Here is a 17,881-nt window from a genome sequence, read left to right as displayed (position 1 = left end):
GGCTTTTTAATTCAGTGTGATTTTAATCTTCTGGAATTGAGAAGGATTCACTTTCTTGGCTAGATAGGATTTGAGTCACCAGCAGCTGATCAATCTTATAGTGATCAATATCGACCACCTCAAATTTGAAACCCGCATATTCTACAGCATCAGCGGGGCGGGGAATCTTGCGTAAACGATACATGATAAAGCCTGCGATCGTCTCGTAGTTTTCGTTTTCAGGGAATTCTTCAATTTCCAAGACATGCTTTACATCTTCTATCGGGGTACTGCCATCAATTAACCATGAATGATTATCACGTTTAATAATTTGTAGATCTTCTTCCAGCGGTGTAACCCAATCGCCCATCACCGTAATCATAATATCGCTCAAGGTAATGACACCAACCACGAATGCATATTCATTGATAACGACTGCAAATTTTTCTTTGGTTGAACGAAACCGATCCAATACCTCTGATAAGGTTAGGGTGTCTGGAAGCATGAGAACCGTACGAATCGTGGACTCATTCAGCTGTAGCAAAGATTGATTATTTAAAATACGGACCAAAATGTCTTTTGTATCGACATAGCCAATAACTTGGTCAATATGTTCATTGCAGACTAAAAACTTTGAGTAAGGGTATTCAGCTAATTTTTGGCGAATACTACTTTCATTTTCTTTCAGGGTAAAATAAACCACATTTTCTCGCGTGGTCATACTTGATGGAACAGTACGTTCTTCTAGTTCAAATACATTTTCAATGAAATGATGTTCTTGTTTTTGTAAAACACCTGCTTGAGCGCCAGCATCCATGACTGCGGAAATATCATCAAAGGTAATATTGTCATCACGCACAGTATTCACTTTAAACAGACGGAATAACAAGTTTGCGATCGCATTGATGCCCCAAGCCAAGGGTTTGCAGACCTTAATAAAGATTTGGATCGGATCGATGACACTGATCGCAATTTTTTCTGGTGCGATCATTGCCAGACGTTTTGGCATCAAATCGGCAAATAGAATAAATAGTGATGTCACAAAAGTAAAGGAAACGGCGAACCCAATGTTTTCTAACCATGGTCCTGTATAAAAGCGACTAATCAGCTCAATAAAATGAGGTCGAAACGCTGCTTCACCTAAAATACCACCTAAAATAGCAACAGCATTTAGCCCGATTTGTGAAGCGGCAAAGAAATCAGCAGACTGTTCTTGTAGGTCGAGCACTTTTTGAGCGCGATGCTCTCCAGATTCCGCGAGAATCTTAAGTTTAACTTTGCGAGCACCTGCTAGCGCGATTTCAGTAAGTGATAAAAAGCCTGCTGCAACAATCAGCATGGCAATGATAATGATATTTTGTACGAGACTCACACGTCACCTAGATTTTCATCATTATTAATTATCATAATGTTTTAACATAAAAAAGACGCTGAGTTAATCTTTAGATCAACTCAGCACTACTCATATTTTAAAGTGAAAAGACTTTAAGGTAATGAGCTAATTTTAGTATTGTGAAAACTGTGAGTTATTTAATAAAAACTCACGGTTTTCTTCTTCAATCATTTGTCGCGCGACAAATAGAATCAGTTGTCTTAACCAACGGTGCGCTGGATGATGATGAAGTAAAGGACACCAAGCCATTTTAAGTTCAAATTCTGGAATATAAAAAGGAGGATCTTTGATGACCAGTCTTTGATTTTGTGTTTGTAGTTGTGCCATCCGTGTTGGGAGCGTTGCGATTAAATCAACATTTTGAGCTAAAAGGGCAGGCATTTGATAGTGCCGGGTAAAGACTGAAATCTTACGACGTTGACCGATACGTTCTAATGCTTGATCAATCCAACCTAAACCCGCTTGTTTGTCTGGATTTACACCGAAGCCAACGCCCATCCCTGTTTTTGATACCCAAATATGTTGAGCATCTAAATAACTTTTGAGGTTGAGGTGGGTAACGGCAGGGTGCTTATCATTCAAAATACAACTAAAGCTATCACGCCAAACTAAGACTTGGTGAAAGCTTTGCGGAATTTCATTGAAACGGTTAATGGCTAAATCGACTTTGCCTTGTTCCATGTCTCGATATGAGACATCGCTTGGGGTCAAAAAGTCGAGTACGACATTGGGTGCTTCTGAGCGTAATGCTTTGACTAAGCGAGGAACTAAAGTTGCCTCAGCATAGTCAGATGTCATAATGCGAAACACGCGAGTACTGGTATATGGTCTGAACTCGGTACGCGGTTCCAGAATCATCGAAAGGTCTGATAGTGCATCACGAATACGAGGTTGTAATTCTAATGCACGTTCAGTCGGGGTCATGCCTTCTGATGAACGGATCAATAAAGGATCATTAAATAAATTACGTAAACGACGTAAAATATTACTCATCGCTGGTTGGGTAACACCGAGCTGTTCCGCGGCGCGTGTGACATTTTTTTCACGAAGAAGTACATCAAGATATATTAATAAATTGAGATCGACCCGTTCCAGATTCATAAAAAAAATACCGAAAATAAAATCTTTAAATTGTGCTGGATTATGACATATTTAAAGCAGTTTGCGTAACTTAATACGATATAAAAACAATTGCACAGTAATGAATGGCGTAAGCTATTGAAAGCATAATTCTGTCTTGTTCAGCAGTCAATTTACGCTGTTTTTTGGGAGGAAAGAATATGGGTATAATAAAAAAGATCAGAATGAAGCGCTATTGAATCAGTTTTTTAGACGCTTTTGCTGATTTAAAGAAAGCAGATATTGCGTGTTACAACAACATCGAGACAGTGTTGATGAACTTTTAATGTAAAAAATATAATTTAAAACAATATCTTAAAATGGTTATATGTTATTGTGAATAGGTCTTTATCCATGTATTTTTTAAAAAAATACTGAAGATTAACCTAGAATATTGGATAAATTCGTTTGCAAAGACTAAGCTGTGAAACATGTTGATGAAGTGCTTGAAATCTAGACTGCGAAAAGCATGATTTTTAGCAATCATTCGATGCCAATCCTCAAAGGAATATATCATGACTACATATCAAACAGCGATTGATGCAATCCGCGAACTAAAAGCAAAATTCGGCGACACTTGGCGCGATATTAGCCCAGAAGATGCTGCGCGTATGCAATTGCAAAACCAATTCAAAACAGGTCTAGATATTGCTAAATATACCGCTGCAATTATGCGTCGTGATATGGCTGAATATGATGCTGACTCTAGCAAATACACTCAATCATTAGGTTGCTGGCACGGTTTTATCGCGCAACAAAAAATGATTGCGAACAAAAAATACTTTGGTACAACTGAACGTCGTTATATCTACCTTTCTGGTTGGATGGTTGCTGCACTTCGTTCAGAATTTGGTCCACTTCCTGACCAATCTATGCATGAAAAAACTTCAGTTGCTGCGTTAATTGGTGAAATCTACACCTTCTTACGTCAAGCTGATGCGAAAGAATTAAACGATTTATTCCGCGCGCTTAAAAAAGCAAAAGAAGCGGGTGATACAGCTAAAGCTGCTGAAATCACTGCTCAAATCGATGGTTTCCAAACTCATGTTGTGCCAATTATTGCTGACATCGATGCTGGTTTCGGTAACGAAGAAGCAACTTACTTACTTGCTAAGAAAATGATCGAAGCAGGTGCTTGTGCACTTCAAATCGAAAACCAAGTATCTGACGCGAAACAATGTGGTCACCAAGCTGGTAAAGTAACAGTTCCACATGAAGACTTCATCGCTAAGATCCATGCATTACGTTATGCATTCTTAGAAATGGGTCTTGATGACGGTATCATCGTTGCACGTACTGACTCTGAAGGCGCTGACTTAACTCAAAAAATCCCAGTGGTTAAAGAGCCAGGTGACATCGCTTCTCAGTACATTAGCTACTTAGAAACTTCTGAAATTGATATTGCTGATGCTCAAGAAGACGAAATCTTGATCAAACGTAATGGTAAATTACACCGTCCTAAGCGTTTAGCTTCTGGTTTATATCAGTTCCGTGCTGACACTCAAATTGACCGTGTTGTACTTGACTGTGTATCTAGCCTTCAAAATGGTGCTGACCTTCTTTGGATCGAAACTGCGACTCCAAACGTTGACGAAATCGCTCACATGGTTAACCGTGTACGTGAAACTGTTCCAAATGCGAAGCTTGTTTATAACAACAGCCCATCATTCAACTGGACTTTAAACTTCCGTCAACAAGCTTACGATCGTTGGGTTGCTGAAGGTAAAGACGTTTCTGCTTACGACCGTGCTAAATTAATGAGCGCTGAGTACGATGAGACTGAATTGGCTGCTGATGCTGATGCTAAAATCCGTACTTTCCAAGCAGATGCTTCTCGTGAAGCGGGTGTGTTCCATCACTTGATCACACTTCCGACTTACCATACTGCTGCGCTTTCTACTCATGAGCTTGCACAAGGTTACTTCGGTTCTGAAGGTATGTTGGCTTATGTTGCTGGCGTACAACGTAAAGAAATCCGCGGTGGTATCGCATGTGTTAAACACCAAGCAATGGCTGGTTCTGACATCGGTGATGACCATAAAGAAATCTTCGCTGGCGACAATGCATTGAAAGCAGGTGATGACTCTAAAAACACAATGAACCAATTCGGTGGCTAAGCCCTGATTTGATTCAAAAAAAACCCTGCTGATAAAGCAGGGTTTTTTTATACTTGGATTGATATTTACCGATAAAGAATGCTCACACATTGTGAGCATTCATCGCAGAAAAATTATTCCGCTTCTTTGTTGAGTTGGTATTTATCTGCGAGTGCACCTGTGATTTCATTACCTTCTAAATCAAGTGCTTTTAAATAGCCTTCGGCAACAAAGTACTTGCGGCTATCACCAGCTTTGTCTAGTTCAATAATTGACGTGTTGTTGCGATCAAACTGGAAGCTACCTTTACTTTCAAAAGATTTCCCATCACCTTTACCGAGATAAATTTCTTCTAATTCAAAAGTTTTATCCGAATTAAGCTCTAGTTTTGTTTCGATACCTTCACAATCGGCGCAAGGTAATACACCTTTATAGCTACCATTCCAATCTAAAGAGTTTTCTGCGGTATGTTCACGATCGATCATCGGTTCAGATGCAGCCTCTGTTGTTACTGCAGGAGGGGTTGAGTGGTCATCTTTTGGTGTTTCTGACTTATTACAAGCCACTAGAAATACAGATGCAAGCGAAACTGCGATTATTGATTTTTTCATCTTAGATACAACCCTGTGAAAATATTGATACCCAAGTTATGAGATTTTAAAAGAAAATAATAGTAGGGGAGTGTAAGTGTTATTTAATTTTTGGTAAAACAGGACGGTTAAGATGAAACTGAGATGTATCAAATATATAAGAAGAAAGGCACCTATCTTTCGATAGGTGCCTTTCTTTGAATCTGGAGCGGGAAAGGAGACTCGAACTCCCGACCCCAACCTTGGCAAGGTTATGCTCTACCAACTGAGCTATTCCCGCAATATGGACGCATTATAGAGTGTTTAATAAAACTGTCAACTCTCCACGTTGTTGATTGGTTGTTTTTTGACTAAATTAGTCAGCGCGACGCCAAATCGTGCCTTGACGGCTATCTTCAAGTACCACACCTTGATCGAGTAAGGATTGACGAATTGCATCTGCCTTCGCAAAGTCTTTGGCTTTTTTTGCATCTACACGTTGTTGTATGAAATCTTCAATTTCTGTATCAGACAGAGAAAGGGCTTCTTGACCAATATCAGACTTTAAAAAATCATCTACATCGTGTTGAACTAAAGCTAAAACATTGGTTAGGTTTCGTAGCGTAGAGTATAGAGCGGTCGCTTGTTCAGCCTGTTCGTCTTTTACAGCACGATTCAATTCTTTATTTAGTTCAAATAATACCGCCATCGCTTCAGCAGTATTAAAGTCATCTCGCATGGCATTGTTAAAACGTTCAACGAAACTGGCTTCTAATGTTTCAACTGTTTTTTGTCCATAAACTTGTTGATAGGCTTTAAAAGAATGATAAAAACGGCTAAGTGCTGTTTTGGCTTCTTTTAATGCAACATCGGAAAAGTTGACTGGACTACGATAATGCGACGACACGATGAAATAGCGAATGACTTCGGGATGGAATTTTTCCATCACATCACGAATGGTAAAGAAGTTGCCTAAAGATTTAGACATTTTCTCGCCATCTACATTGATGAAACCAACGTGCATCCAATAATTTACATATTGTTCGCCAGTAGAAGCTTCACTTTGCGCGATTTCATTCTCATGGTGTGGGAACATCAGATCCGAGCCGCCACCATGAATGTCAAAGTGATTGCCTAAGCAGCAGGTCGACATGGCAGAACATTCAATATGCCAACCGGGACGACCATTGCCCCAAGGAGAAGCCCAAGCAGGTTCATTGGCTTTGGCATGCTTCCAAAGTACAAAATCAAAAGGGTGTTTTTTATCAACTTCGACATCAACACGTTCTGATGCACCTGCTTGCATATCATCTAGTTTGCGACCTGATAAGCGGCCATATTTATTGAATTTAGTCACTTCAAAATAGACATCACCATTTGCAGCAGGATAAGCCGCACCTTTATCTACTAAAGTGCTGATCATGCTTTGCATCTGATCAATATAATCTGTGGCTTTCGGTGCTTCATCAGGTGCAATACAACCTAAGTTTGTCGCATCTTCATTCATTGCCTCAATAAATCGAGCAGTGAGTTGTTGAATGCTTTCACCATTTTCATTGGCACGTGCAATGATTTTGTCGTCTATGTCAGTAATGTTGCGAATGTAGCGAACTTTCCAGCCTTGACTACGCAAGAAGCGGGTAATGAAGTCGAATGCAACCATAACGCGAGCATGTCCAATATGACAGTAATCGTATACGGTCATACCACAGACATAGATATCGATTTGTCCTTCGTTACGTGGGACAAATTCAACTTTTTTACGTTGCTCTGAGTTATATAAAACAAAAGGTTGCATAAGGGTTTTCAAACACTCTACAAAAATCGTGATTCATCATAACGTATGCACCATATTTCATAAAGTTGTCTGGAGAAAAAAGATCAGAGGGAACAAGTATTTTTATTATGGTTGATTTTAGCTTGTTTTATATCTCTTCATCTTCCTTGAAAACTTATACATTTAGAAACGTGTATAATTCACAGTTATGCTAGAATCTGCCGTATTCTTTTGATTAAAATCATCTACTATCAAGTGGATTGAGCATTACTTTGAGTCAAACTCACATGTCACAAGTCATAAATTTCCAAAAAAGCGCATTGGAAACCTTGCGTATTGAACAACAAGCCATAGAAGTGCTTGCCACACAAATTGATGAGCGCTTTGATCGTGCATGTGAAATCTTATTGCAGTGCAAAGGGCGCGTCGTGATCACGGGTATGGGCAAATCAGGTCATATCGGTCGCAAAATGGCAGCGACTTTTGCTTCAACAGGTACGCCATCATTCTTTATGCATCCCGGTGAAGCAGGACATGGTGACTTAGGCATGTTGGTGCGTGGAGATGTTTTGATTGCGATTTCTAACTCTGGAAAGAGTGATGAAATTATGATGTTGATGCCTTTAATCAAGCATCTAGAAGTGCCTTTGATTACCATTAGTCGTGATGATAAAGGTCCAATGCCACAAAATGCGGATATTGCTTTGACGCTGGGTTTAGCAGATGAAGCCTGTCCTTTAGGTTTAGCACCGACATCGAGTACCACTGCAACACTTGTGTTAGGTGATACTTTGGCAGTTGCGTTATTGGAAGCGCGTGGATTTACCGCTGATGATTTTGCGCGTTCACATCCTGCGGGCGCACTTGGTAAACGTCTACTTTTACATGTAAAACACTTGATGCATACCGGTGCAGAGTTGCCAAAAGTTCATCCTGATACACCGATGAATAAGGTGCTGTACGAGATTTCTGATAAACGGTTGGGCCTGACCACTGTTGTGGATGAGCAAGATACCTTATTGGGGATTTTTACTGATGGTGATTTGCGTCGAATGATCGATCGGCAACAGGGTTTTGATGTGAATGCTGCTGTATCCGCTGTGATGACGGAAAATCCGATGACGATTTCTCAAGAAGCTCGAGCAGTAGAAGCATTGGAAAAAATGCATGAGAAAAAAATTAACCAATTCGTTGTTGTTGATGATGCTAAAAAAGTAATTGGTGTTATTAGTATGCACGATCTTATTGAAGCTGGAGTAAATTAAGCCATGGCATCGTATGCTTTACAAGAACAAGCACGTCATTTACAAGCACTGGTGCTTGATGTGGATGGGATTTTAAGCGATGGCTTTGTAACCTTAACCAATTCTGGCGATGAAATTAAATCATTTGATATTCGCGATGGTTTAGGGATGAAATTGGTTCAAAAAGCGGGCATGAAAGTGATTATTATCACGGGTCGTAAAAGTCATATTGTGGAAAAACGTATGTCGGATTTGGGTGTGGATTTGGTTTTCCAAGGGCGTGAAGATAAAGGCGTGGCACTACGTGAAGCTTGTGCGCAGTTCAATATCTTACCTGAAGACTGCTTATATATGGGCGATGATTGGCCTGATTTATCTGCATTTGCCATTGCGGGTATGAGTATTACAGTACCGAATGGCCATGAAGAAGTACGTCGACGTGCCCACTTGGTGACGCAAGCAATGGGTGGCCGTGGGGCTGTAAGAGAGGTCTGTGATATGTTATTGATGGCAAAAGGTGTTTACCAAGAGCTGCTTGAAAAATATCTTGCGGTACCACATTAATATACTTAATAGCGTTGATTTGCTCAAAGGTTAGGTAACCCTGTTTATGGATACCAAAGTTTTATATGTTGTTGCTATTGTGGTCGCTTCTGTAAGTGGCGGCTTTTACTACTTTAGTGGCAAAGCAAAAAAGTTGGATGTAGACTCAGCGAAGAATATGACTTATTCAGCGCACGGGGTTCATTTAACGCAAACAGATGAACAGGGTAATTTGTACATTCGTGCTGAAGTAAAACAACTACAGCAGGATATGCAGCAGAAAACCTCGCAGCTTGACCAACTTAAAGCGGTTATGTACAAACAGGGAAAACCTGATGCCACTTTTTCTGCCCTACGAGCAAATGGTTATGATGAAAACCGTAAAATTGTATTGGCTGGAGATGTTGTCGTCACAAACTTGTCGGATCAGGGCAACATGGAGTTTCATACAGATGAAATTACCGGTTATCCAAAAACAAGAGAACTAGAAACCCAACACCAAGTCATTGTTCAATCCCCAACAACCGAATTTGTGAGTCAGGGTTTAAAAGCAAATTTGAATGATGGTCAATATGAATTTTATAAAGTTCGAGGAAAGTATGCGCCAAGCTCTTAATTCTAAATATCGTTTTACTTTCTTAAAACAGTTTACTTGTATTGCTGTGGCTGCATTATTTTCCAGTTCAAGCTTTGCTTTGCCGTCTGATCGTAATCAACAACTTTCTTTAGTTGCAGATCGTGCCACATACAATGATCGAACAGGTATCACAACTTATACGGGAAATGTTGTGATTGAACAGGGAACGATGAGACTTCAGGCAGATTCAATTATTGCTACCTTAAATAGTAAAAAAGAAATTCAGACCATTACGGCTAAAGGGCAACTGGCGAAATTTCAGCAGCAAATTGATACGAATAAGGGTTTAGCGCGCGGTGAAGCACAACAGATTGTTTATAATGCGGATACGGGTATTCTGACTTTATCTGGAAAGGCCTATCTTTATCAGAATGGCTCAAGTATTCGTGGTGATAGCTTAAAATATAGTATGAATAAAGGCGATGTTGAGGCTCAAGGTTCTTCAACAAATCGTGTGCAAATTATTATTCCACCATCAAGTTCAAAAAGTTTTCCAGGGGCGCGTGATTAATGGAACAATCGGTGCAACAACCACAAACTTTATGTATTAAGCATCTAGCGAAAAACTATAGTAAACGTTGGGTGGTAAAAGATGTGTCTTTTACCATGCAAAGTGGGCAAATTGTCGGATTGCTTGGTCCGAATGGTGCGGGTAAAACGACGAGCTTTTATATGGTCGTTGGTTTGGTTCGAATGGATAAAGGCGAGATTCATTTAGATGATCTTGATTTATCTGATCTTGCCATGCATGAGCGCGCCCGTAAAGGAATTGGCTACTTACCTCAGGAAGCTTCGATCTTTAGAAAGTTGACCATTGCCGAAAACATTATGGCGATTTTGGAAACGCGTAAAGATTTGAATAAGCAGCAACGTCAGCAACGTCTGAATGAATTATTAAATGATTTTAAAATTAATCATATTAAAGATTCATTAGGCATGAGTGTTTCTGGTGGTGAGCGTCGTCGTGCCGAAATTGCACGTGCTTTGGCTGCTGACCCTAAATTTATGCTGCTGGATGAGCCATTTGCAGGTGTAGATCCTATTTCTGTAGGTGATATTAAGGACATTATTCAGACCCTTAAAGACAGAGGAATTGGCGTACTTATTACGGATCATAATGTACGAGAAACGCTGGCAATTTGTGAAAAAGCCTATATCGTTAGTGAGGGGGCAGTGATTGCTGAAGGCACGCCGCAAGAAATCCTTGATAATGAGCAAGTACGTAAAGTTTATTTGGGTGATGATTTTGTTGTTTAGACAATAGATTTGAGCTTTGAAAAAGAACCTTCAGGGTTCTTTTTTTATGCCAGTAGCAATCATCATGTTACGAGAAATTTGAATTTGACTGTGATCTGGTGTTTTTCTCCCTATTTTATTAATAAATATAAGTTTTTTGATTGGGTGGTGCATGTACCATCCCCGTTGCATGATAAGAAAAGTGTGAACTAATTTACAAAAAACAAACACTTATCCGTCGAGAAATTGGCATTTGAAACGTGGTGTTTTCTACAAAAATAAGAGTAGAATGAAGACGCTTTGAACGATAATTACATGACAAGAATATGAGCATTAATAAAGATATAGATATAGATGAAGGATCACGTAAAACATGTATAGATCTAAAGTGGCTATTTTGTATAGCAACTTTATCTGTACCCGTTACACATGCCTCAACGCCAAGCGAACAGTATCATTCTCTCAAGAATAATTTGTCTCAGCTATTTACGCCTAAAAGTAATGATGAATTTAAAACTGCAAGTATGCAGAAGTTGAGCAATTTTTCACTTCATTCATCGCCTACTGAATTACCTGTCGTTGGATCTGGTCGTCCAATGGATGTTGTGCCTACTGCATTATGGGAGAACCAAAACAAAACATTAAAAGATGCGATACAGATTGCAGTTCAGCGCAATCCTGAAATTTCACAAACCCTAGCAACTTTAGCCGCACAGAATGCCAATATAGATGTAGCGAAAGCAGGCTTTTATCCACAAATTTCAGGGGGCGTGAATACAGGTGATTTGACGAGAAAGGGGGAGCGAGGTCGACAAGTATTAGCTTTAAATGCCTCTCAAATGCTGTATGACTTTGGGAAGGTGAAGTCTGGCGTTACCACTGAACAAGCAAAATTAGTAATAGAACAAGCGAATGTTTTAGTCAAAATTGATGATATCTCGCTGGATGTAACACAAACGATTATTAATATTCAGCGTTATCAAAAGCTCATAAGAATTGCCAATCAGCGGATTGCTGGGGTTAAACGTATTCAGGAAATGGCGAACTTAAGAGCAAATGCAGGGATTAGTAGTCAGGCAGATCCTGTCCAAGCACAATCATATTTGCAATCAGCTCAATCAGCGTTGATTGCACAACAATCATTACTCAGTCAGTTTCAACAACATCTTTATACATTATTAGGTTTTGATGCGCGTAATGTTCAATGGGCGATTACAGATGATTTTATTAAACAATCTGATTTATATGTAGAGCCACAATTTAATACCATTCCTCAAATGATTGCAGCGCAGGCTGGAATTGAGGTTGCGCGTAGTCAGAAAATACAAACCAAAGTCAGTAATTATCCAACATTGGCTGTAAAAGGTGAGTTAAGCCAAGCAATACATGGGCGCAATCCAAACAATGATAAAAATGGTGGCTTTGATAGCGCGATTATGTTGGAAGCAAGTAGCCAATTTTATCAAGGCGGTGCGACATCTTCGAGAATTAGAGCCGCTAGTTTTGCTGAAGAAGCGGCAAAAGCACAGGTAAATACAGTTTACTTAAATGTGCTGGATCAGATCAGAACCAGTCGAGAGCAAATTGAAAATAAGCAACGTCAAATGCAAGTGTTAGCAGGACAACAAGCAACCACTGTACGGACACGCGAGCTTTATCAGGAACAATATAAATTGGGAACACGTACACTGGTTGACTTACTTAATGCTGAACAAGCCATTCATAGTGCAAACACAGAAGTCGAAATAGCACGTTATGATATTTACAGTAGTATCGCTCAATATATTGCAGCCACAGGCCGTTCTCGCCAAGCCTATGACCTGAATAATATAAAAATTCAAGGGTTTGAGGTGCAACAATGATGACAAAAATAGATTACCAACCTTGGTTACAGGCAATATTAACCATTGCCAAGCATTATCGGATTGAGCCTTCGGAAGAGCGTGTACGCTTACAGTTGGACTGGAATCAAAATCAGAATCTTGATGAGGTTTTGACGTTGATCAGTCGGCAAATTGGGCTCACTTTACGCAGAGTAAAATTCAGCAATGATGTCATTAACCCGTGGCGCTTACCGATATTAGTTGAACTGGCCGATGGCCAAGTGGGGGTCATTGATAAAGCAGATGGCTCTGGGCATGTCAGTATTCAACTCAGTGGCGATCAAGGTTTATCACAAAAGTTCGCAGTAGGTGCTTTAAAACACATTGTAAAAAGTGTGTATATTTTACGCCCTGAGCAGTCCGTTCCTGATGCACGTATTGATGAGTATATTAAGCCCTATAAGCCAAGCTGGTTTTGGTCAATCGTTTTAAGTGATTGGAAGCGCTATATTGATATTATGTTTGCATCTTTGATTGCAAATGTTTTGGCATTGGCGACCATCGTTTTTTCGATGCAAGTCTATGACCGTGTTGTTCCTTCACAGTCGATACCTACACTTTGGGTGCTTGCTGGTGGTGTACTGATTGCAGCAATCTTTGAGTTTGTTCTGCGTATTTCGCGTGTTTATATCTCTGACATTATTGGGAAGCGTGCAGATCTACGTATTTCTGATCGGGTGTTTGGTCATGCATTAAGAATCAAAAATAGCGAGCGCTCGAAGTCAACGGGAACCTTCATATCTCAGATTCGTGAATTGGAAGGGGTGCGAGAACTTGTCACTTCAACCACGATGGGTGCGATTGCAGATCTTCCTTTCTTCTTTTTATTCTTGTTTATCTTTGCAATTATTGGCGGAAACTTATTTTGGGTGATGTTGTTGATCGTACCGCTAATGATTTTGCCTGCAATCTTGGTACAAAAGAAGCTAGCTAAACTTGCACAAGAAGGTATGCGTGAATCCTCAATTCGTAATGCAATTTTGGTTGAGGCTGTACAAGGGATTGAAGATATTAAGCTATTACGTGCAGAGTCTCGTTTCCAAAATCAGTGGAATCATATGAATGAGATTTCTGCGGATATTAGTATGCAACAACGTAAAATTGTTGGTGTACTGACAGCTTGGACGCAGAAACTACAAGGGCTTACTTATGCCATTGTGGTATTGGTTGGGTGTTTTGCTGTGATGGAAGGTGAAATGACCACAGGTGCGCTGGTTGCTTGTTCGATTTTATCATCACGGATGTTGGCGCCAATATCACAGATCACTGGTATTCTTGGTCGCTTTCAACAAGCAAAAGTGGCAAAGCAAAGTTTAGATGAATTGATGCAGCGCCCAGTTGATCAAGCTGATCATGCACATTTGGTACATAAAGAAGTATTACATGGTGATTATGAGCTGAAAAATGTGGTATTCCAGTATGGTGAAGATGATCCTCGACCAAGCTTAGCGATTCCAAAATTAAAGATTCGGGCGGGTGAGCGAATTGCTATTCTCGGTCGAAATGGCGCTGGTAAATCAACGTTATTGCAAATTCTCTCTGCAATGCAGACTCCAAATTCAGGTTCGGTACACTTAGATGATTTGGATATGAGTTTGATTGACCCTGCTGATGTCCGTCGTGATATGGGGTTACTCAACCAGAACGCCTATCTTTTCTATGGAACTATTCGTGAAAACTTAACTTTAGGTGCGCCGTTGGCACGCGATGAAGATCTTTTAAAAGCTTTAAAAGTGACAGGTGCATTGAGTTTCGTTCAAGAAAAGAAAGAAGGTTTGGATCATCTAGTTTTAGAGGGGGGCGTAGGCTTTTCTGGTGGGCAAAGACAAGCATTGTTGCTCGCAAGATTATTAGTCCGTGAGCCGAATATTTTGCTACTCGATGAACCGACTGCCGCGATTGATGATGTCGCAGAAAAACAATTAATAGATCATTTAAAGGGGTGGCTGGGCTATCGTACTTTAATCGTCGCGACACATCGCCGAGCGGTGTTGGAATTGGTTGATCGTATTATTGTGATGAATGATGGCAAAATTGTCATGGATGGACCTGCTGATAAAGTCTTGCAACAATCATCGGCAAAACAAAAAATAGTTTAATAAAATAAAGAGGATAATTCATGAGTGAGCAAGAACAAACCAGCAGTCGTCCCATGAATGTGAGTTACAAGGAACCGAAGTTACCTGGTTCATCGGTTATTGTATGGTTAATTGGGATTGGTTTAGTGATATTGCTCGTGTGGGCATGGGCATTTAGTTTAGAAGAAGTATCGACAGGTACGGGTAAAGTTGTCCCTTCTTCAAAAGAGCAAACCATTCAATCACTTGAAGGGGGGATTTTAACTAAACTCGCTGTTAGAGAAGGCGATATCGTTGAAAAAGGACAAATACTAGCGCAGTTAGATCCGACACGTCTTGCTTCAAATGTGGGAGAGTCACAATCTTTACTGAGTTCTGCACAAGCGACAGCAGCGCGTTTACGTGCAGAAGTCAGTAATACTGCTTTGGTTTTTCCAGAAGAAGTTTTAAAAGAACCTAAACTCATAAAAGAAGAAACAGCACTTTATTATTCACGTCGCATGAATTTAGAAGAGGCTATTTCTGGTAATCAACAAGCACTTAAGTTGGTGCAACAAGAATTGGCTATGACTGAGCCGTTGGTTGCAAAAGGGGCCGCCAGCGAAGTTGAAGTGTTACGTTTAAAGCGTGAAGCCAATGATTTACAAAATAGAATCAATGATATTCGTAATCAATATTATGTAAAAGCACGTGAGGAATTATCAAAAGCCAATACCGATATTCAAACTCAACTACAAGTGGTCAAAGGAAGAAGTGATAGCTTACAACGTGCTGTATTTAGAGCGCCTGTGCGTGGTGTAGTGAAAGAGATTGATGTGACGACTGAAGGTGGCGTCATTCCTCAAAATGGTAAGTTGATGACGATTGTGCCTTTAGAGGATAAATTGTTAATCGAGGCACGTATTTCCCCACGTGATATTGCCTTTATTCATCCAAATCAAGAAGCTTTGGTCAAAATCACGGCTTATGATTATGCAGTGTATGGTGGGCTAGAAGGTAAAGTCACCACGATTTCACCAGATACCATTCGTGATGAAGTGAAGCAAGATCAGTTTTATTATCGTGTTTATATTCGGACAGATTCAGATCGACTTTATAACAAAGCGGGTACAGCATTCGATATTACCCCTGGTATGGTGGCTACTGTAGATATTCGGACTGGACAAAAAACCATTATGGATTATTTGCTTAAACCATTTAATAAAGCCAAAGAAGCATTACGTGAACGATAGTTTCTGCTGATTTGAAACCTTTATCGTCGGGTGTGGTGATAATCAGTCATCACACCCATTTTTTATAATGGAATGTCAACAGACCCTATCATCGCGCCCTACATCGCGCCAGAAAATTGCTATAATCATTTTTTAAAGTTTGTATTTATGTTTTATGCCATTCACCATTGCCAATTCGGTAACTTTTGAAGAAGAAATTAAAAAAAGTCGTTTCCAAGCGATTGCTGCGATTGTTGAAAATGAACAGCAGGTCAAAAACTTTTTAGAAGAAGTGAAAGATCCATCGACGACACATCAATGTTGGGCATGGAAGATTGGACATCATGTTCGATTTAATGATGATGGTGAACCTTCTGGCACCGCAGGACGTCCGATTTTAGCAACCATCGAAGGGAATGATCTGACCAATGTGATTGTATTGGTCAATCGTTGGTATGGTGGTATTAAGCTTGGTACGGGTGGTTTGGTTCGTGCTTATGGTGGTTGTGCTGGGCAATGTTTGCTATTGGCTGAAAAAATTGAGCTGATTGAGAAAAAACAGATTCAATTGAGTTGTCTATTTAATGAATGGGCAATTATTCAATATGAGCTTGTGCAGCAACACATCGAATATCAAGAAAGTTATAGCGAAAATGGTGTTTTTATTGAGGCACGGCTACAAGTTCATCAAATTGAACCTTTAAGACAAAAACTTCAAGATGTTACTAGAGGGCGTGAGCATCTACATGTTGAAGATTAGAATTTGCATGCCCTCTCTTGCGAGCTTGCGGAACGGTGTTCCTCGCTCTCAGGGCGTGAGCAATTGAAAGGGGTAGAGAGGCAACAACTTGATGAATGATCCTTTATTAAAATATAGAGAGCAGCATAAACATCGTCTCAATTATATGCCGTGGTTGTATTGGTCGCTCAAGCCGAAACAACGTGAATGGGCTGAAGCATGGCAAGCTGAATATCAAGCGTATTTGATGGAAATGGAAACAGTTGAGATTGGTCAGAATTGTTTTATTTCACCATTAGCTCATATTTTTGCTGAGCCTGGACGCAAAATTACCATTGGTGATAATACTTTCATTGCCGCTGATTGTACCTTGCATGGTCCTTTAGTTATTGGCAATGAGGTTGCAATAAACCATCATAGTATTTTGGATGGTGGGCGAGCAGGGATTCAGCTCCACGATCAAGTCAGAATAGCAGCCTATAGCCATTTATATGCTTTTGATCATGGGATAGAACTGGACCGTCCCATCTATCAGCAACCCGTGACATCAAAGGGTATTGAGATCGGCAAAGATGTTTGGTTAGGAGCGCATGTTGGGATCAAAGATGGGGTCAAAATCGGAAACCATGCTGTGATTGGGATGAATAGTATGGTGACCAAAGATATTGAAGATTATGCCGTTGTGGCAGGGAATCCAGCAAAATTGATTCGTTATAGAACTGAATAAAAAGCATTAAAAAGCGTATGAGATTCTATACATAAATTTAACCTATCCTGCTTTTATCTGTGTTAAGTTAAAAATAAGTAGAAGACCTAAGGTGTCAAACCTAAAGAGAGGCCAACATGAATCGCGTAATTGCATGTATTGATTCTTCACCTTGTATTGATGCTGTGGCTGAGGCTGCAGTTTGGGTTGCGAAACAAACGCAAAGAGAATTAGTACTGTTGCAAATCTTGGACTATTATCCTGCAAGCTATCATTTAGGTGAAATTAGCGGTGTGATTGGCTTTGAGAGTAATGCCATGTTGCTCAAAGAGCTTGCTGAGTTAGAGCAAAAGCAAAGTGAGTTAGCACTCGATTATAGTAATAACCTGCTCAATCATATTTCGGAGTTAATCGAGAAACAATACGGTTTAACCAGCAGCAAAATTCAAGAAAAAGGCGATTTTCTTGAACAAAGTTTTAATCTTCTGCATGAAAATGATGTGGTGATTATTGGTCGTGTTGGCGAGCGTGCTGCAGAGAAAAATAAACCAATTGGTAGTAATGTTGAGAACTTCATAAGTTGACAAAAATAACTAATCATGCGAAAAAGTTTTTTTAGTTAACAGATGTTCACACATGCCTCGAATTGTTTCTGTACCACTTAGTTTAGA

General features: G+C 39.9%; 15 protein-coding genes, 1 tRNA gene and 1 pseudogene. 12 read left to right on the top strand and 5 right to left on the bottom strand.

The window, feature by feature from the left end:
• Positions 1 to 22: 22 nt before the first annotated feature.
• Positions 23 to 1,351, bottom strand: coding sequence for a hemolysin family protein (locus MMO38_RS15300; RefSeq protein WP_004668788.1), 1,329 nt, complete (start codon positions 1,349 to 1,351; stop codon positions 23 to 25).
• A gap of 132 nt (positions 1,352 to 1,483) precedes the next feature.
• Entirely contained in the window at positions 1,484 to 2,473 is a 990-nt protein-coding gene (locus MMO38_RS15295; RefSeq protein WP_004668785.1) for a LysR family transcriptional regulator, read from the bottom strand.
• A 533-nt stretch (positions 2,474 to 3,006) separates the two neighbouring features.
• Between MMO38_RS15295 and MMO38_RS15290 the strand changes: the two genes are divergently transcribed.
• A complete protein-coding gene (locus tag MMO38_RS15290; protein ID WP_004668784.1) occupies positions 3,007 to 4,608 on the top strand; it encodes an isocitrate lyase in 1,602 nt (533 codons plus the stop codon).
• 113 nt (positions 4,609 to 4,721) lie between these two features.
• Here the strand turns inward: MMO38_RS15290 and MMO38_RS15285 are convergent, their stop codons facing one another.
• The 3 genes from MMO38_RS15285 to cysS all read right to left on the bottom strand — a co-directional run bounded on the left by MMO38_RS15285 (position 4,722) and on the right by cysS (position 6,954).
• Positions 4,722 to 5,198, bottom strand: coding sequence for a copper resistance protein NlpE (locus tag MMO38_RS15285; protein WP_241324074.1), 477 nt, complete (start codon positions 5,196 to 5,198; stop codon positions 4,722 to 4,724).
• Between the two features lie 183 nt (positions 5,199 to 5,381).
• Positions 5,382 to 5,457 (bottom strand) — tRNA-Gly (locus MMO38_RS15280).
• A gap of 75 nt (positions 5,458 to 5,532) precedes the next feature.
• Positions 5,533 to 6,954: a cysteine--tRNA ligase gene (gene cysS / locus MMO38_RS15275; protein WP_241324073.1), complete on the bottom strand. Its 1,422-nt coding sequence runs from the start codon at positions 6,952 to 6,954 to the stop codon at positions 5,533 to 5,535.
• Positions 6,955 to 7,220: 266 nt separating this feature from the next.
• Between cysS and MMO38_RS15270 the strand changes: the two genes are divergently transcribed.
• The 11 genes and pseudogenes from MMO38_RS15270 to MMO38_RS15220 form a co-directional block, all read left to right on the top strand.
• Complete coding sequence (locus MMO38_RS15270; protein WP_004668778.1) at positions 7,221 to 8,198, top strand: KpsF/GutQ family sugar-phosphate isomerase; 978 nt, start codon at positions 7,221 to 7,223, stop codon at positions 8,196 to 8,198.
• Between the two features lie 3 nt (positions 8,199 to 8,201).
• Entirely contained in the window at positions 8,202 to 8,741 is a 540-nt protein-coding gene (locus MMO38_RS15265; RefSeq protein WP_004668776.1) for an HAD-IIIA family hydrolase, read from the top strand.
• A 46-nt stretch (positions 8,742 to 8,787) separates the two neighbouring features.
• Positions 8,788 to 9,336, top strand: a complete 549-nt coding sequence (gene lptC, locus MMO38_RS15260) for an LPS export ABC transporter periplasmic protein LptC (protein WP_005196062.1) — start codon at positions 8,788 to 8,790, stop codon at positions 9,334 to 9,336.
• Positions 9,320 to 9,868, top strand: a complete 549-nt coding sequence (gene lptA / locus MMO38_RS15255) for a lipopolysaccharide transport periplasmic protein LptA (RefSeq protein WP_004668773.1) — start codon at positions 9,320 to 9,322, stop codon at positions 9,866 to 9,868. Before lptC ends, lptA begins: the two co-directional genes overlap by 17 nt.
• A complete protein-coding gene (gene lptB / locus MMO38_RS15250; RefSeq protein WP_004668771.1) occupies positions 9,868 to 10,614 on the top strand; it encodes an LPS export ABC transporter ATP-binding protein in 747 nt (248 codons plus the stop codon). The genes lptA and lptB overlap by 1 nt, the downstream gene beginning before the upstream one ends.
• Before the next feature lie 305 nt (positions 10,615 to 10,919).
• Entirely contained in the window at positions 10,920 to 12,455 is a 1,536-nt protein-coding gene (locus tag MMO38_RS15245) for a TolC family protein (protein ID WP_241324072.1), read from the top strand.
• Complete coding sequence (locus MMO38_RS15240) at positions 12,452 to 14,575, top strand: type I secretion system permease/ATPase (RefSeq protein ID WP_005196067.1); 2,124 nt, start codon at positions 12,452 to 12,454, stop codon at positions 14,573 to 14,575. The genes MMO38_RS15245 and MMO38_RS15240 overlap by 4 nt, the downstream gene beginning before the upstream one ends.
• A 20-nt stretch (positions 14,576 to 14,595) precedes the next feature.
• Entirely contained in the window at positions 14,596 to 15,786 is a 1,191-nt protein-coding gene (locus tag MMO38_RS15235; protein WP_005196074.1) for an HlyD family efflux transporter periplasmic adaptor subunit, read from the top strand.
• 154 nt (positions 15,787 to 15,940) lie between these two features.
• Positions 15,941 to 16,525, top strand: coding sequence for a YigZ family protein (locus MMO38_RS15230; RefSeq protein WP_241324071.1), 585 nt, complete (start codon positions 15,941 to 15,943; stop codon positions 16,523 to 16,525).
• Positions 16,526 to 16,616: 91 nt separating this feature from the next.
• Positions 16,617 to 17,231: an acyltransferase gene (locus MMO38_RS15225; protein WP_241324070.1), complete on the top strand. Its 615-nt coding sequence runs from the start codon at positions 16,617 to 16,619 to the stop codon at positions 17,229 to 17,231.
• A gap of 116 nt (positions 17,232 to 17,347) precedes the next feature.
• Positions 17,348 to 17,788, top strand: a pseudogene (locus MMO38_RS15220) (universal stress protein); the annotation flags it as partial.
• Positions 17,789 to 17,881: the final 93 nt, after the last annotated feature.

Source organism: Acinetobacter sp. NIPH 1852, assembly GCF_022549455.1.
Taxonomy (GTDB): Bacteria; Pseudomonadota; Gammaproteobacteria; order Pseudomonadales; family Moraxellaceae; genus Acinetobacter.
The sequence above is the reverse complement of the archived record's forward strand: the minus strand, read 5'-3'. Positions and strand labels throughout refer to the sequence as shown.

Coding starts and splice junctions, on each gene's coding strand:
- MMO38_RS15295 (WP_004668785.1), bottom strand. CDS start 2,473: ATGAATCTGGAACGGGTCGATCTCAATTTATTAATATATCTTGATGTA.
- MMO38_RS15290 (WP_004668784.1), top strand. CDS start 3,007: ATGACTACATATCAAACAGCGATTGATGCAATCCGCGAACTAAAAGCA.
- MMO38_RS15285 (WP_241324074.1), bottom strand. CDS start 5,198: ATGAAAAAATCAATAATCGCAGTTTCGCTTGCATCTGTATTTCTAGTG.
- cysS (WP_241324073.1), bottom strand. CDS start 6,954: ATGCAACCTTTTGTTTTATATAACTCAGAGCAACGTAAAAAAGTTGAA.
- MMO38_RS15270 (WP_004668778.1), top strand. CDS start 7,221: ATGTCACAAGTCATAAATTTCCAAAAAAGCGCATTGGAAACCTTGCGT.
- MMO38_RS15265 (WP_004668776.1), top strand. CDS start 8,202: ATGGCATCGTATGCTTTACAAGAACAAGCACGTCATTTACAAGCACTG.
- lptC (WP_005196062.1), top strand. CDS start 8,788: ATGGATACCAAAGTTTTATATGTTGTTGCTATTGTGGTCGCTTCTGTA.
- lptA (WP_004668773.1), top strand. CDS start 9,320: ATGCGCCAAGCTCTTAATTCTAAATATCGTTTTACTTTCTTAAAACAG.
- lptB (WP_004668771.1), top strand. CDS start 9,868: ATGGAACAATCGGTGCAACAACCACAAACTTTATGTATTAAGCATCTA.
- MMO38_RS15245 (WP_241324072.1), top strand. CDS start 10,920: ATGAGCATTAATAAAGATATAGATATAGATGAAGGATCACGTAAAACA.
- MMO38_RS15240 (WP_005196067.1), top strand. CDS start 12,452: ATGATGACAAAAATAGATTACCAACCTTGGTTACAGGCAATATTAACC.
- MMO38_RS15235 (WP_005196074.1), top strand. CDS start 14,596: ATGAGTGAGCAAGAACAAACCAGCAGTCGTCCCATGAATGTGAGTTAC.
- MMO38_RS15230 (WP_241324071.1), top strand. CDS start 15,941: ATGCCATTCACCATTGCCAATTCGGTAACTTTTGAAGAAGAAATTAAA.
- MMO38_RS15225 (WP_241324070.1), top strand. CDS start 16,617: ATGAATGATCCTTTATTAAAATATAGAGAGCAGCATAAACATCGTCTC.